Source organism: Candidatus Venteria ishoeyi (assembly GCF_030378065.1).
GTDB classification, from domain to species: Bacteria; Pseudomonadota; Gammaproteobacteria; order Beggiatoales; family Beggiatoaceae; genus Venteria; species Venteria ishoeyi.
This window is the reverse complement of sequence record NZ_JAUCGJ010000074.1, coordinates 1-15,964: the sequence shown is the minus strand read 5'-3', so window position 1 is coordinate 15,964 and position 15,964 is coordinate 1. Positions and strand designations below refer to the sequence as shown.

Annotated in this window: 17 protein-coding genes; 16 read left to right on the top strand and 1 reads right to left on the bottom strand. The window is 46.0% G+C overall.

Translation table 11 applies throughout. The annotated features are described in order from the left end of the window. Positions 1-143: 143 nt before the first annotated feature. The 12 genes from QUF61_RS17265 (at position 144) to QUF61_RS17210 (ending at position 10,975) form a co-directional block, all read left to right on the top strand. Positions 144-833: a hypothetical protein gene (locus QUF61_RS17265; RefSeq protein ID WP_289682822.1), complete on the top strand. Its 690-nt coding sequence runs from the start codon at positions 144-146 to the stop codon at positions 831-833. Between the two features lie 16 nt (positions 834-849). Then, positions 850-1,587, top strand: coding sequence for a hypothetical protein (locus tag QUF61_RS17260; RefSeq protein ID WP_289682821.1), 738 nt, complete (start codon positions 850-852; stop codon positions 1,585-1,587). Between the two features lie 59 nt (positions 1,588-1,646). Then, positions 1,647-2,207 (top strand): YqgE/AlgH family protein, encoded by a 561-nt coding sequence (locus QUF61_RS17255; RefSeq protein ID WP_103922509.1) that lies wholly within the window; start codon positions 1,647-1,649, stop codon positions 2,205-2,207. A gap of 14 nt (positions 2,208-2,221) precedes the next feature. Beyond that, positions 2,222-2,830, top strand: coding sequence for a hypothetical protein (locus QUF61_RS17250; protein WP_103922508.1), 609 nt, complete (start codon positions 2,222-2,224; stop codon positions 2,828-2,830). 8 nt (positions 2,831-2,838) lie between these two features. Continuing rightward, a complete protein-coding gene (gene ruvX / locus QUF61_RS17245) occupies positions 2,839-3,225 on the top strand; it encodes a Holliday junction resolvase RuvX (RefSeq protein ID WP_103922507.1) in 387 nt (128 codons plus the stop codon). Continuing rightward, the gene (gene pyrR / locus QUF61_RS17240; protein WP_306438058.1) at positions 3,213-3,743 is read left to right on the top strand and encodes a bifunctional pyr operon transcriptional regulator/uracil phosphoribosyltransferase PyrR; all 531 of its coding nucleotides are present in this window, start codon (positions 3,213-3,215) and stop codon (positions 3,741-3,743) included. Before ruvX ends, pyrR begins: the two co-directional genes overlap by 13 nt. Beyond that, positions 3,740-4,705, top strand: a complete 966-nt coding sequence (locus QUF61_RS17235; RefSeq protein ID WP_103922506.1) for an aspartate carbamoyltransferase catalytic subunit — start codon at positions 3,740-3,742, stop codon at positions 4,703-4,705. Before pyrR ends, QUF61_RS17235 begins: the two co-directional genes overlap by 4 nt. A gap of 90 nt (positions 4,706-4,795) precedes the next feature. Continuing rightward, the gene (locus QUF61_RS17230; protein ID WP_289682820.1) at positions 4,796-7,858 is read left to right on the top strand and encodes a DEAD/DEAH box helicase; all 3,063 of its coding nucleotides are present in this window, start codon (positions 4,796-4,798) and stop codon (positions 7,856-7,858) included. Positions 7,859-7,863: 5 nt separating this feature from the next. After that, positions 7,864-8,160: a hypothetical protein gene (locus QUF61_RS17225; protein WP_103922596.1), complete on the top strand. Its 297-nt coding sequence runs from the start codon at positions 7,864-7,866 to the stop codon at positions 8,158-8,160. A gap of 93 nt (positions 8,161-8,253) precedes the next feature. Further along, entirely contained in the window at positions 8,254-8,868 is a 615-nt protein-coding gene (locus QUF61_RS17220; RefSeq protein WP_289682819.1) for a hypothetical protein, read from the top strand. A 90-nt stretch (positions 8,869-8,958) separates the two neighbouring features. Next, complete coding sequence (locus QUF61_RS17215; protein WP_289682818.1) at positions 8,959-10,128, top strand: RNA-binding domain-containing protein; 1,170 nt, start codon at positions 8,959-8,961, stop codon at positions 10,126-10,128. A gap of 1 nt (position 10,129) precedes the next feature. Then, complete coding sequence (locus tag QUF61_RS17210) at positions 10,130-10,975, top strand: SWIM zinc finger family protein (RefSeq protein ID WP_289682817.1); 846 nt, start codon at positions 10,130-10,132, stop codon at positions 10,973-10,975. Positions 10,976-11,154: 179 nt separating this feature from the next. Here the strand turns inward: QUF61_RS17210 and QUF61_RS17205 are convergent, their stop codons facing one another. Beyond that, positions 11,155-11,541, bottom strand: a complete 387-nt coding sequence (locus tag QUF61_RS17205) for a hypothetical protein (RefSeq protein ID WP_289682816.1) — start codon at positions 11,539-11,541, stop codon at positions 11,155-11,157. Positions 11,542-11,750: 209 nt separating this feature from the next. Between QUF61_RS17205 and QUF61_RS17200 the strand changes: the two genes are divergently transcribed. From QUF61_RS17200 to QUF61_RS17185, 4 genes are all read left to right on the top strand, one after another. Next, positions 11,751-12,539, top strand: coding sequence for an ABC transporter permease (locus QUF61_RS17200; RefSeq protein ID WP_289682815.1), 789 nt, complete (start codon positions 11,751-11,753; stop codon positions 12,537-12,539). A gap of 16 nt (positions 12,540-12,555) precedes the next feature. Continuing rightward, positions 12,556-14,436, top strand: a complete 1,881-nt coding sequence (locus QUF61_RS17195) for an autotransporter assembly complex protein TamA (RefSeq protein WP_289682814.1) — start codon at positions 12,556-12,558, stop codon at positions 14,434-14,436. A gap of 171 nt (positions 14,437-14,607) precedes the next feature. After that, positions 14,608-15,210, top strand: coding sequence for an ABC transporter ATP-binding protein (locus tag QUF61_RS17190; RefSeq protein WP_289682813.1), 603 nt, complete (start codon positions 14,608-14,610; stop codon positions 15,208-15,210). A 261-nt stretch (positions 15,211-15,471) separates the two neighbouring features. After that, on the top strand, positions 15,472-15,837 hold the full coding sequence (locus QUF61_RS17185) for a hypothetical protein (RefSeq protein ID WP_289682812.1): 366 nt from the start codon (positions 15,472-15,474) through the stop codon (positions 15,835-15,837). The last annotated feature ends 127 nt before the right edge of the window (positions 15,838-15,964 follow it).

The following is a 15,964-nucleotide window of genomic DNA, read 5'->3' as shown; positions in this document are numbered from 1 at the left end:
GTGTTACCCCTGGCTATATTAATGCGCCCCGTTGGGGCTAAACAACAGGGCTTGTCCGCCCTGTATCTCGGCTTTCAGCCGCCAAACGCTCTAACCCACCCGTCTTTTAGCGGGTGGTTGTTTAGTAACAGAGATAAATTACCGTGAATAACTGGGAAGTCGCTTTACGCCAACTTTGTCAGGCCCAGCCATCAGTGCTGCTGACCTGGCTACATAATGACAAAAGCAAGCTTTACTTAAGCCTGGTTTTTATCATCATTGGCGGGATGTTATATGGCGGGTCGCTGGGGATATGGCGCGCACCTTTGCAAGGCATTTATGTCGCCATCAAATTTCCCTTGTTACTGATCTTAACGGCGCTGGGTAGTGCATTAATTAATGGCATGTTAGCGCAATTACTGGGTGCGCCTATTCGTTTTCGGCAAAGCCTGCTGGCGGTATTGATGAGTTTTGCCTTGCTGGCGGTGATTCTTGCTGCCTTTGCGCCACTGAGTCTGTTTTTGCTCTATAACCTGCCATCCGCCGGCAATCTACAGCAAAATTTTGGCTATGAGGTTTATTTGCTCACTAATACCCTGGTCATCGCATTTGCAGGTATTATCTCCAATTTATCTTTATACCGTTTGCTGAAATATTTATGCCCACAGCCACAACAAGCCAAACAGATTTTATTCAGTTGGCTGGGGGTTAATTTGTTTCTTGGCGCACAACTTTCCTGGAATCTGCGTCCATTTTTCGGAAGTCCGAAATTACCTGTGCATTTTTTGCGTGACGATCCTTTTGCCGGCAGTTTTTTTGAAGCACTGTTTAACATACTGCGTTATTCATTATAAAGAAGGAAATATAACGATGAGTACAGATAAAGTTTTTGACGAAGAAACAGCCTCCACGCAAGACAAAACGTTGGATTTTTCTCTGGATGAAGAAAATAATGCCCACCTGCCAACACAGGCGAGGTTTATGCAATTGATTGATGCGCTGCTGAAATCACATCGCAGTCTATATCGTCATATTTATGGCGATAGTTTAAGATCAAATGCCTTCAAACTACTTTTATTGGCACTGTTTTCCTTACTGGTTTATGGCCTGATTATGGGTGCGTTCAGCGGTGGTATACAATGGTTTGCCGCGCCTTTAAAAGTGGCACTGGGTACCACCTTGGCCGCTTTGCTGTGTTATCCCAGTTTATATATTCTGGTCGCCCTCAGTGGTGCGGATTTGCGTCCAGGCCAGGCAGCGGCTTTATTAATCAGCAGCCTTGCATTGATGACAATCCTGCTGGTTGGTTTCGCGCCGGTTGCATTTGTGTTTACTTTTTCTATTCAGGCTTTGCCGTTTATGGGCATGGTACATTTATTGATTTGGCTGGTTAGTTTATATTTCGGACTGCGTTATTTTATACAAGGTGTTATTACCTTAGGCGGCAAAGATCCGATGATGCTGAAAGTCTGGGTATTTATTTTTCTGTTGACCTTGATGCAGATGTCTACCACCTTGCGTCCGATACTGGGAACCGGTGAGCGTTGGTTTACCCCGGAAAAACAATTTTTTATTTTGCACTGGCTGCAAAATATGCATGTCATCTAGTGCTAAAAAAATGATTATTAAAATTGATCATTTTGGCACATTGATGAATACTATAGGGTATGCAAAACACTGACCTTACCAACCATTTTTTAATTGCCATGCCCATGCTGGCTGATCCTAATTTTTACCATACGGTTGCTTATGTCTGCGTACATGGTGAAGAAGGCGCAATGGCTATCGTTGTTAATCGCCCGCTGGATGTCATGCTCAGTGATGTGTTGGTGCATATGAATATTAATCCCCAGCAGCGGCAAGCGAAACAAACCCCCATTTATCATGGTGGGCCAATCGAGCCAGAGCGGGGTTTTGTATTACATCGTCCGGCAGGTGATTGGGAAGCGATGATCCGGGTTTCTCCTGAATTGGGTATTACCACATCCCGCGATATTCTGGAAGCTATCGCAGTAAATAAAGGCCCGGAGCAGGTGCTGGTGGCTTTAGGCTATGCGGGGTGGGGTGCGGGGCAATTAGAAAAAGAAATTGCTGATAATGCCTGGCTCAGTACACCGGCAGACCCGGATATTCTGTTTAACACCACACCTGCACGCCGCTGGCAGGCAGCAGCTACCCAAATGGGCGTGGATTTAACCTTGTTATCAACTGAAGCCGGGCATGGTTAAACGTAGGTTTTGACATGAGTTATAGCGATTTCAGCATTGCTGATTTACAAGATAAGTTTCAATTAACTTTTATTGAAGATCAGATGTTATTTCCTGCAATATCGGATTATCAACTTCCCGAGGCATTCAAGGCGATGTTGCTGCAATTTATTCCTCTGGCTCTGGCTATTGATACCGAAAAAGCCCGTTCAGAATTAATTGTTGCCCCATTTTTAGCACAATTAAAACTGAGTTTAAAAGATATTAGTTTATTTTCCGGTATAGAGTTTAATGTCGATAAAAATCTTGGGCTTGCTGGTCGCTGTGATTTTATTATTTCCAAGTCAAGAGAACAATATCGTTTAGACGCCCCGATTGTGGTCATGGTGGAAGCTAAAAATGACAATATTAAAAGTGGTATTGCGCAATGTGGCGCTGAGATGATAGCAGCGCAACGGTTTAACGCTGAAAAAAATAATCATCTCGACACGATTTATGGCTGTGTCACCACGGGCAGTTTATGGCGTTTTTTGAAACTGTCGGGAAAAGATTTTTATATTGACACACAGGAATACCATATTCAAACACCCGAAAAAATTGCTGCCATTTTGGTTTATATCACCGTCGGTGACGTTTCACAGTAGCCTATACGATGGAACAAGCATATTTTCTGGGCTTTGATTATGGCAGTAAACGCATTGGCGTGGCGGTTGGGCAAAAAATCACCAACACCGCAACCCCCTTGCAGATTGTGACCGGTAAAAACAATAAGCCTGATTGGGATGCCATTGAAAAAATCATCCGCAACTGGCAACCGGCAGCATTGATTATCGGCCTGCCGTTGCATGCTGATGGCAGTGACAGCCATACCAGCAAAGCCGCCCGACGTTTTTCCAGACAGCTTGAGGGCCGTTATCACTTACCCGTATACTTGATCGAAGAAACCTTATCTTCTCATGCGGCTGCCGAATATACCGAAGGTGCATTGGACGCCGCATCCGCACAAATTATTTTGGAAACCTGGTTTTGTACACATTAGATAATATCCCCGCCGTTTTGGAAAAAATGGCAAACACGCTGAAAACAGAAATGACCGCCACTCCGGCAACGGATAATGCCAATACGGAAATGCCGCTGATGATAGGCATCCATACCGGTGGCGTATGGATTGCCGAGCATTTGCATGAATTGTTGGCGCTACAGGAACCCCTGGGGCGTTTGAATATCGCTTTTTATCGAGATGATTTTTCTGAAATCGGTTTACACCCCCGGGTTGAAGCCTCCGATTTGCCAACAATGGATATTACGGGCCGTCATATTATTCTGGTCGATGACGTGCTCTATACCGGGCGCACCATTCGCGCCGCACTCAATGAAATTTTTGATTATGGTCGTCCTGCCAAAGTTACGCTGGCTGTGCTGGTCGAGCGCAATGGTCGGCAACTGCCCATCCAGGCGGATGTGGTGGGTATGCATATTGAACTGTCCAGTGAAGAGTATCTGCAACTGGATGGCCCTGATTCATTTGTATTATCGGTATCGAAGAAAAGCTCATGAAAACCATGCAATTTAATGAAGCCGGTCGCCTGCAACATTTTTTGGGCATTGAAGGCATCAAACGTCCATTACTGATGAAAATTCTGCAAGTGGCACAGTCTTTTGTCAGTAGCACTGAAGATGGTCAGCAAACCGTGCGCAAAGTCCCTTTATTGCGTGGCAAAACGGTGATGAATCTGTTTTTTGAAAACAGCACCCGCACCCGTACCACCTTTGAAATTGCTGCCAAACGCCTATCTGCTGACGTCATTAACTTTAATATCAATGCCTCCAGCACCAGTAAAGGCGAGTCACTTACCGATACGCTGCATAATCTTGAAGCCATGTACGCGGATATGTTTGTGGTGCGCCATACCGCCAGCGGCGCGGCGCATTTTATCGCCAGACATGTCAAACCGCATGTGCATATTGTTAATGCTGGCGATGGCAGCCATGAACACCCCACCCAGGCATTACTTGATGCCTTAACCATTCAACAGGTGAAGGGCGAATTTGCACCACTGCGGGTAGCCATTGTCGGTGATATTCTGCACTCACGCGTTGCCCGTTCCCTGATTTTTGCACTGAATATACTCGGGGTTTCGGAAATTCGCGCTGTGGGGCCTAAAACCCTGCTACCCCGCCATATTGAAACCTTAGGCGCACACCCCTATACCAATTTAAAAGCAGGGGTTACGGATGTGGATGTGGTGGTGATGTTGCGTTTGCAGCGCGAGCGTATGCAAAGCGCCTTATTGCCCAGTGAGCACGAATATTTTCAACAATATGGTTTAACCGAAGCCGTTTTGGAATACGCTGCTCCTGATGTCACAGTCATGCACCCCGGCCCGATTAACCGTGGTGTGGAAATCGCCTCCAGCGTGGTTGACGGCTCACACTCAGTGATCCTGCAACAAGTCAGCAATGGTATTGCCGTGCGTATGGCGGTAATGGCGATGAGTATGGGCGTTGCTTTGTCCTGAGAGCGTATGTGCTTTATCACACTGTTTTGTTCAATACCTTCTACAGCATTTCATGGTTGAAGGGTTCCGCAACCCCAAGTCTAACATCTTATGAAAATCCTCCACGCATTCTGGCAGCCGCAAGAAACTGACAACTTTATTCAACCCGGTACGTTTTATTTGTGGGCAGAAACTTCCAAGCCGTGTAAAACCCACGGACGCGAAGCAAACCTGCATCCCTTTCATGTCCTTGACAAGGTTTGGCCGGAGTTTCTCGGCACACTGAGCCTGCCGCTTACAGCGGCAACTGAAAACCCTCTGGTATCACAAACAATCTGGCTGCCCAGTGGCAAGAATGGGCCACTGCCATCACCGGAATTGAGCATGGCGGAGGATGTGTTTGTAGCATCTGCTGCTTGGCGCGTGGATTGTTATGCGCTGGAGCAGCCCGTCAAACAATTCAGTGATTTTCACTTCCTGGCGACATATCAGGCGCAAGATGTGCGCCTTGGTACGGATTTTCTGTTTTGGTACTGGTTCACTCAAGGCTTGAAAGGGCTATTACTGCGTGACCACTACATTCCCGCGTTGCGTTACTACAAATCCACATCAACCGATAAATTGTATGCCGGTTGGCAGTGGGCATCTTCGCAGTACGAAGATTTTATTGCCCAAGCCGTAGCAATGATGCCACCCGCCTGTGCTGCCAGCCATGAACAGGGCGTTGCTGCCGAGAGCCTGTTACGCCATTGCAGTGCTGTATTGCTGGAACAAATTGTACGCCAAACCAAAATTCCCAAAACCTTTCATAAAAAAATTCAAAGCACATTACTGGAAGACTGCCTGATTGAGGGGCCGTCAAAACACCAGCATTCTGGCGCAAGTTTAGACAGCTACCGGCAATGGCTGAAGTGGCGCGCTCAAATTGTCACGACTGCACAACAAGCCGCGTTTACGCTTACTTTCCAACTCATAGATGCGCCACCGGAACAGGTTGACGACTGGACACTGAATTTACAGGCAATCCCCAAAGACGATCCCTCGTTGCGTATTGACCTGGCGGATTACTGGGCCATGTCCAAGACGGCTAAGCAGAAAATCCGCAAACAGTTAGGCAAGGACTTTGAAAAACACCTGCTGCTGAACTTAGGACAGGCTGCACGCATGTTTCCCAAACTCTGGCAAGGCATGGATACTGCCGAGCCACATAGTATCCAACTGAACCTGGATGAAGCCTTTGCATTTCTCAAAGAATCCGCCTGGATATTGGAAGATGCTGGATTTAAAATCATCGTGCCCTCCTGGTGGACACCGCAGGGACGCAGGCGAGTCAAAGTACGTCTGCGCGCTTCCGGGAGTAAAAAAGCAACTGCCGCAGGTGCCAACAAAAGCCATTTTAATCTCAAAAATATCATTAACTACAGTTACCAACTCGCTATCGGTGACGATGCTATGAATGAAGTGGAATGGCGGCAACTGGTGGAAGCAAAAACCCCGCTGGTGCATTTTCGCGGACAGTGGGTCGAATTAGACCGCGACAAGATGCAGGAAATGCTGGAATTCTGGCACAAGCACGGTGATGAACAGCCAGAAATGAGCATCCAGGAACTGCTGCAAAAAACGGCTGAAGACGATTTATTTGAAGTGGACAGGAATGATGCGCTGGCACAGATGCTGGACAGCCTGCGCGACCAAAGCAAACTCGAACCCATCACCAACCCGCCGCAACTCAAAGCTGAGCTGCGCGCCTACCAAAAACGCGGCGTGGCCTGGTTGAACTATCTCGAACAACTCGGTCTCAATGGCTGCCTTGCCGATGACATGGGTTTGGGTAAAACCATGCAGGTTATCGCCCGCTTGCTGGTAGAGCGTGAACAGGACAAAGATACCGCGCCGACACTGTTAATCGCCCCCACTTCGGTCATCGGCAACTGGCACAAGGAAGTAGAGAAATTTGCACCACATCTGCGCACCCACATTCATCATGGCAGCAAACGAGAAAAAAATGCCAGGGCCTTTCAACAACTCGCCGCACAACAGGATATTCTCATTACCTCCTACACCCTGATACGCAAGGATGAGAAGCTCTTCAACGCGGCAGATTGGCGACGTGTGGTACTGGACGAGGCGCAAAACATTAAAAACCCCAAAGCCGCACAAACCAAAGCCATTCTCAAACTTCAGACCAAACACCGTCTGGCGCTGACCGGCACCCCGGTGGAAAACCGCCTGATGGATTTGTGGTCAATTTTCAACTTCCTCAATCCTGGCTATCTCGGCACCCAGGCGCGTTTTCGCAAGGACTTTGAACTGCCGGTACAGCGTGACAACGATCCCATCAAAACCACCACCCTCAAACATCTGGTGGAGCCTTTTATCCTGCGCCGTCTCAAAACTGACAAAAATATTATCCAGGATCTGCCGGACAAGGTGGAAGCCAAGCAATACTGCAACCTCAGCAAAGAGCAAGCCTCGTTGTATGAGGCAGTGGTGCGTGACGTGGAACAGCAACTGGAAGAAAAAGAAGGCATTGAGCGCCAAGGTCTGATGCTCTCCACGCTGATGAAACTCAAACAAATCTGCAACCACCCGGCGCAGTTTCTCCAGGACAACAGCGATTTCACCCCGCAACGCTCCCACAAGCTGGAACGTTTGGGGGAAATGCTCGAAGAAACCATGTTGGAGGGCGACAGCGTGCTGATTTTTTCCCAATTTACGGAAATCGGCAAGAACCTGGAAAAATATCTCAAGGGCTTTAACTACCCCACCTACTACTTACACGGCGGTACCACGCGCAATAAACGTGAGCGCATGATTGATGAATTTCAGGATCCTGCCAGTCCACCATCCATTTTCATTCTCTCGGTCAAAGCAGGTGGTGTCGGCATCACTCTAACCAAGGCCAATCACGTCTTCCACTTTGACCGCTGGTGGAATCCCGCAGTGGAAGACCAGGCTACGGATCGCGCTTTCCGCATCGGTCAGGATAAAAATGTCTTTGTGCATAAGTTTGTAACTCTGGGTACTTTGGAAGAACGCATTGACCAGATGATAGAAGATAAAAAAGCCATTGCCGGGGCGATAGTTGGTAATGATGAATCCTGGTTGAGCAAGTTGGATAATGAAGCATTCAGGGAATTGATTGTTTTGAATAAAACCGCAGTTGTGGAGTAGAAAAAATGGCAAGACCTAAATATTATCCCGTTGAACTGACAGAATACGAAATTGGCCTTATTTTGAAATATGTATTGGCTATCAGTCCCTTGCTCAAAAGACGCTTGAAAAACCCAAAACCAGGTACCTATGACCCGGAACTTCTGCGTGCAAGCATGAGCCTGGCGGAAATTACTGATGTAATTGGCTGGTTGGCAGGTGAGGCCAACCATACCCGAAGTCGTAACCTGGCGTTTGACTTGAACGGACTCTGTGAAAGTCTTGAATGTGTTGAGAGTGATATTAAGCACGGTCACTTGTGAAAACCCATCGTTTCACAATAAAATTTACATCTTAAACCTGACAGGTCTTGAAGACCTGTCAGGTTTAGGAGCTGCACGAAATGAGGGGGATACATGTCAAAAACCATTCCACTGATTGCTGGGCAGTTTTACCATATCTATAATCGTGGCAATAATGGCGAGGATTTGTTCTGCGAACCATGTAATTATGCATATTTTTTTGAGTTGTATATTCGTCATGTGTATCCGCTTGTGGAGACTTTTGCTTATTGTTTGATGCGCAATCATTTTCATTTGTTGGTGCGTCCGAGAACAGACCTGACAGGTTTTCAAAACCTGTCAGGTCTTGGCGCATCGTCAGGTCTTGATGAACCCAATTATTCGCAACATTTCTCCAATCTTTTTAATGCCTATACCAAAGCCTTGAACAAGGCTTATCAACGCTCAGGCAATTTATTTGAACGCCCGTTTAAGCGTATTCTGGTAGATTCCGACCGTTATTTAATCCATCTGCTTTGCTACATTCATCGCAACCCACAAAAGCATAGTTTTTGTGATGATTTTCGGGATTATCCTTATTCTTCGTATCGAGCCATTGTGCAGGATAAAAATACTCGTGTGATGCGAGCGGAGGTGTTGTCATGGTTTGGGAGTTTTAAAGCGTTTGAGGAATACCATGCGCAGTTTGATGAACAGCAAATTCAGCATTTGATTGAGGATGATTGTTAGATTTACCCCCAGACCTGAAAGGTTTTAGAAACCTGATGGGTCTTGGTGTTATGGTAAATATCTTTGCTTACCGGGAAGCCCTTAAAATTTATGAAAACTTCTGAATTGCAAAAAATTCTCACCCAAGGCGAAGACAGCCGCCACCAATTCAAAGCCAATATCACCAATGTGAATGCACTGGCTGCGGAGTTTGTCGCCTTCAGTAATGCTGAGGGTGGGTATCTGTTGATTGGCATAAGTGATGATGGCAGCATGGCAGGCCTTACGCCAGAAGACATACAACGGTTGAATCAATTAGTGTCTAATGCCGCATCACAGTCAGTGCGTCCACCGATTAACCCGTTTACAGAAAATCTAAGCCTGCTGGATGGTATGGTGATGGTGGTCAAAATTGAGCGCGGCATCAGCAAGCCTTACATGGACAATCAAGGGGTCATCTGGGTAAAAAGTGGCGCAGACAAGCGCAAGGTGACGGCGCGTGAGGAATTGCAGCGCATGTATCAGAGTGCCGCTTTGTTACATGCTGATGAAACGCCAGTTGCTGGTAGTCGTGTGGAAGATTTGGACTCGGCTTATTTTGATACTTTTTTACAAAAAGCATTTGAGGAAAGCTTGGCGGAGCAAGCGATTGAATTGGGTCAACTGCTGGAAAATATGAATTTAATGCGTGATGGTTGTTTGAATATCAGCGCATTGTTATTGTTCGGTAAGCAACCCCAGTTTCGTTTACCAACATTCATCGTCAAAGCAGTATTTTTTCCTGGAAACTCAATAGATGCACTGGAATATCTGGACAGCCAAGACATCAGCGGACGCTTGGCAGAAGTTTTCCAGCAGTCATTGAGTTTTGTGATGAGAAACCTGCACCACCGACAGGCCGGACAAAGTGTTAATTCACTGGGGCAATTGGAAGTTCCCCGTATCGTGTTTGAAGAATTGCTTGCTAATGCATTAATTCATCGTGATTATTTTATCTCTGCACCAGTGCGTCTGCTGATATTCAAAAACCGTATTGAAATTATCAGCCCCGGTCATCTGCCGAATAATCTCACCATCGCTAATATCAAACGTGGTAATTCCAATATCCGCAACCCGGTGTTGGCATCTTTCGCAACCCGTTTGCTGCCTTACCGGGGGCTGGGCAGTGGTATATCCAGAGCGTTAAAAGCCTGGTCGCAAATTGAGTTCGAAGACGACCGCGAAGGCAATCAATTCAAAGTCACGATATTTCGTGATTTAGCCAACAATGAGGTTCAATAACATGGCTAAACTCAGCAAAACCTGGTGGGGGCAAAAATTTATTGAAGCGCTGGAAGACTTCACCAACAGCGGACGTTTATCGCGGGGGCGCAGTTATTCCAGCGACAGGCGGATTCTTAAGTTTGAGATAAAAAAGGGCGGTATCGTCACCGCCACTGTGCGCGGTAATAAAAACGCTTATTTCGGTGTCTATAAAGAACCCAAATACACCATCAAACTACAAATGATGCAGGTTCCAGAACAGGACTGGAAAAAAGTCATCAATTATTTGGGCAGTAAGGCAAGCCTGGTATCAAGGCTGTTGATGAACGAAATGCCGGATAATATTGATGCAGCATTCTCTGATGTTAAATTGCATTTGTTGCCGCGCAGTCGCGAAGACTTCAAACTGACCCAGTGCTCATGCCCGGATTATGCCAATCCCTGCAAGCATATTGCCGGGGTTTATTATCGCCTTGCCACGCAATTAGACCAGGATCCGTTTCTGCTGTTCGAGTTACGCGGCTTGCCGCGTGACAAATTGCATGATGCTTTGTGTCAGTCGCCCCTGGGTGAAGTACTGGCAAGCACGATAGATGAGCGGGGTGATGCGATAGAGGAGGTTGTGGATTCCTATTATCCGCGCCCTTTGCCTGCCGGTGGTATTGCTGATTATCATAGCTTTTGGCACGGTCATAAACGCCTGCCAACTGATATTGAAGCACCGGCTCCCGCTGCCGTCCCCGCCATTTTAGTCAAAAAAGCCGGAGATAATCCGGCATTTTGGCATCAGGACAACTCGTTTATCGAGATTATGGAAGATGTGTATGCGCGGGTACGGAAAAACCGGGCAAAAACGGGGATCTAAGGAGTGAGAATGAAATAAGTGCAGGAACTGGGCGCAGAATATTTATTCATTTTCAAGGCATGAAAACAGGCGCATAGCAAGCTATGTAACTGTTTTCACAACGCAGAAAATGGAGAAAAAGGCCAGCTTGGTTTCGGGAATTATAAAATTCTTGCTCCTAAGTCGAGAGTCTTCTCTCTTCAGTTGCTGCACTTGTTAGTATTGGTTAAACAACTTTGCGCATCACGTAAATAGGCTAAAATATTGTCCATAAAACGGATACGCTCACAACGACTGCGCCGTGACTGATAAAATAACTCTAAAATCAGCGGGAAGGTTTGACTGAAAATAAAGTCCTTTAAGCCGCACTGATAATACAGTGATTGATTTTTCAGATCGGGTAATAGTTGCGCAATGTCCAGTTTTTGCTGGGTAAAAATTAATTTTTTTAAATGCGCATTCAGTAAATAACCAGCCATTTGGCCTTCAAGAAAGTCTTGTTTAGCGTGGTTATTTAATAATGCAGGTAATTGGATGCCCATATTTTCACTTCTCAGGGTCGCATCCAAATTCAAAGCAGCCGACATGATACAGTCTCCTTGGGAACGGGAATGAAATAAAAACCAAGTTTCGAGTGTCGTAAAATTTCCGTTCCTTAATATATAACCAGGGTAAAATCACATGCACGTCTGATAAGGACGCTGTAATGGGCAGTTTTGACGTGTTTTTAGTGTTTCTGAAATTTAACTAAGCAAAGTTCGTACCTGTATATTTCTAAGGATAAGGAAAAAATAATGTGATTCATCTCAGTTGGCTGGATCTGACTTTAGCAGCGAGCTTGCTGGTGTTATTGATGCTGCTGTGTGTTGTTTTAGGCTTGGCGGCAATGAATCGGCGGATTTTAATTGCAGCGATTCGCACAGTCGTACAATTGTTGGCTTTAGCCTGGGTGTTAAAATGGTTGTTTGCTCAGGCAACACCGGGCTGGGTGGCTTTGATTGCAAGCGTGATGATGCTGGCTGCGGGTTATGAGGTCATGGGGCGGCAGCAACGCCGGTTTCGTGGTTGGTGGGGTTATGGCATGGGGGCTGGTGCTATTTTTTCCTCCTCTTTTGTGATTACCTTGTTTACATTATTGGTATTAATCCAGGCTGATCCCTGGTATATGCCACAATATGCCATTCCTTTGTTAGGTATGCAGTTGGGGAATACCATGAACGGTATCTCACTGGGGCTGGATCGTTTGACCCAATCAGCCTGGCAACAAAAAGAAGTGATTGAAGCACGTTTAATGCTGGGGCAAAGCTGGCACGAAACCATTGCAGATATTCGGCGTGACAGTATACGCACGGGACTCATTCCTATCGTCAATGCGATGGCGGCGGCGGGTTTAATCACTTTACCGGGCATGATGACCGGACAGATTTTAGCGGGCAGCCCACCATTGGAGGCGGTTAAATATCAGATTTTAATTATGTTTTTAATTGCAACCGGTACCGGATTTGGTACGGTGCTGGCTGTTTTTCTCGGTGCCAAGCGCTTATTTGATGAACGTGAACGTTTATGTTTACACCGGTTAAAATAAACTGAGTTGCTAGCTTGTGAAAATCACTATCAAATACAGGCTGTTTGCCAGCTTTTTGTTGTTATGTGGAATTTCTGCCGGGGCGGTAGAAAAAATGCCCACGCAGCATAAAACAGAACCCAAACAAGAGGCAGCAAAAGTAGAAATCCGCATTCATGGCGTTGATAAAACACTGGAGAAAAACATCCGTGCTCACCTCACTTTGGAACAACAACGTTTTCACCCCAATATGGGCTTGTCACGTATCAAGCGCCTGCTCAAACAAGCCAATACTGAAACGCGCAGAGCATTAGCGCCTTTTGGTTATTATCAAGCTGAAATCCAAATTCAGCATCAAAAAAATACCCTTGCAGACAAACCAAACAAAGCTCCGGCATGGCTGGTTGATATTCATATCAAAACCGGTGAAGCGCTGAAACTGCAAAAGCGGGAGATTAAACTGCAAGGTGCGGGAGAAGATGATCCGATGTTATTGCAAGTGGTAAAACAGTTTCCACTGAAAGTTGGTGATGTTTTACTACAAGCACAGTATGAAACAGGCAAATCCAGCTTGCTGAATGCTGCGCAGGAACAAGGCTATTTTGATGCTAAATTGCTACGCCATGAAATTCTGATCGATGAGCGTGCTTATACCGCCAGTATTTTTTTGCGATTGCATACCCGGCAGCGTTATCGTTTTGGTGAAATCCATTTCACGCAACGCAATCCTGATAAGCAGAAAGTGGATATTCTTGCTCCTGAACTGTTGCAGCGTTTTGCCACATTTAAACCCGGTGAATATTACAGCAACCAGAAATTACAGCAATTTCGTCAGGATTTAACCGCCAGTGATTATTTCAGTGATGTTGTGGTCAGTATTAACCGGGCGGAAAGTCAGCCAGCAAGCAATCATGCGGGGGAAAAAGCAGTACCTGTCAGGGTTCAGGTTCAGGCAAACAAACCCAACCGTTATTCGTTTGCTTTAGGTTATGGCACGGATACCGGGCCGCGTGCCAATATCGCATGGGATCGGCGCTGGGTTAATCAACACGGGCATTATGCACATGCTGAATTGCACTATTCTCAACTGCGTAAAAGTCTCAGCCTGGTATATTCCATGCCCAAAGCTGATCCACGCAGCGAACATCTGGATTTGCGCGCGGGTTATCGTAATGAAGACAGTGATGGACGTGATTATATTTTATATTTGCTGGGGGTTTCCCGCACCAGGCATCGCCATCTAAAAACGCCCTGGCAGGAACTCAAGCTTAAAGAAAATCTATTTTTAGACTATCGCCGGGAACGCTTTAAAGCCAGCGCGACACGCTATGACACCAGCACCATGCTGACCCCCGGTATTGAATGGCGTTATCTCAAAGCGGATGAGCCATTGTATACACGTAATGGTTACAGCCTGTCACTGATGCTGCGCGGTGCTTCCTCTGCTTTACTTTCCGATACGAATTTATTACAGACGGTGTTTAAGGGGATTTATATTTTTTCCCCGCAACGCAAACACCGCCTGATTTCACGTCTGGAGATAGGCAGTAGTTTTATGGGAAACTTTGAAAAAGTGCCTGCCTCGCTGCGTTTTCTCACCGGTGGCGATAAAAGTGTACGCGGTTATGATTATGACAGTCTTGGCCCCAAAGATGACACTGGCACCCTGATTGGTGGTACGCACTTATTTGTTGCCAGCGCAGAATATACTTATCGCGTGTATGGCGACTGGGATGTAGCAGCCTTTTATGACCTGGGTAATGCTTTTGATGACAGTAAGGTGGCTTTAAAACACAGTTTGGGATTTGGGATACATTGGATATCGCCTATCGGCCCTATCCGCCTGGATCTGGCTTTTCCATTGTATGATAAGGAACATCGCTGGCGTATTCACATTAATATGGGGCCGGACTTGTAAGCTGAGTTCGACAGAGGCTTCTTTCAGCACTTATCGCGCTGAAAACCGCCACTGTCTTACGGTAGGTTTTGATAGCGCATACTAATACATCAGCAAGCTTATTTTGACGGGCTTCAGACTCCTGGATTTCAGTACTTTTTTACCCCAAAACAATACAGAAGCGTAACAGAAATGAAGCAGTATTTTCAGGTTGAAAACTTATTTTGTCATGGTCGCGGCGCGTACCAATTTAGCCTCGGCGCAAGTCAATGTCTGGGTATTTCCGGCCCATCAGGCTGTGGTAAAAGCTTGTTGCTACGCGCACTTGCTGACCTGGAGCCACATACGGGCAGTGTTTGCCTTAAGGGACAGGCAAGCCATGACATGCCCGCGTCACACTGGCGAAAAAAAGTCGGTTTATTAGCGGCTGAAAGCCGCTGGTGGGCAGATGATGTTTATACACATTTTCCTGAGCTTGAGCATACACAATCCACCGCAACAAGCTGGTCATCGGAATTGGAACAATTAGGTTTGCCAGCAGCCATCATGGATTGGCAAATACATCGCTTATCCAGCGGCGAACGCCAGCGCCTTGCTTTGTTACGTTTGCTGGTGCAACAACCGCAAGTATTGTTATTAGATGAACCAACCGCCAACCTGGATCCCAAACACACCGCTTTGCTGGAGCAACGTATTATGGCTTATGTACAGCAACAGCAAGTTGCCGTGATTTGGGTCAGTCATGATGCTGAGCAACTGCAACGGGTAGCGAATCAACGTCTAATGCTTACTTAACTTGACAGTCAAAAGCTTTCACTAACTTAACCTTTTGAATAAAAAGCTATTTTAATAAATATCCGATTTCTGATTATACCGCTTTGTGTGGGATGGGTTTATAAAAAGGGAGGCCAAGATCTATAATGCAGCAGAAATCACAACAAATCGGATACACTAATAACCTCAACCTCCAGTAGTAATAAGACCACAGAAACAGACCCAAAACAAGAAAAAGATCAGCCAATTGCATTATCAAAAGCATTACGCTTTAGGCATATATTGATAGATCCAAAAGGTGTTCGTTCTTGCTACAACGTTTATCCAAGTTTTGTGATGCCTTTTATGCGTGGAAAGACAGATGATTTAGAAAAAATGCTATTTTTAAGTAAGTTCGGCGTGCCGTCTTGGGCCTTAGCTTATGTTTTTGATAAAAGCGTTATGTATTGCTATCGTGCTATAACCAGTATCAGTGGTTTTAGCTTGGTTGGTACGACAATAAAGCAAGCTGAAAAACTGCCAAATGATTTGGTAGCCGATGAAAAACATAGCCGGGTAAATGGTGAAAAAGCTTATGTGGCAACGATAGTGGCGAATGAATGCATTTTAGGTGTTAGGAGTGAGAATTTTATAACTTCAGCAACTTGACTGGTCTTTTCCTCCATTTTCTGCGTTGTGAAAACAGTTACATAGCTTGCTATGCGCCTGTTTTCACGCCTTGAAAATGAATAAAAATCCTGCGCCCAGTTTCTGCATTTATTTCATCCTCACTCCT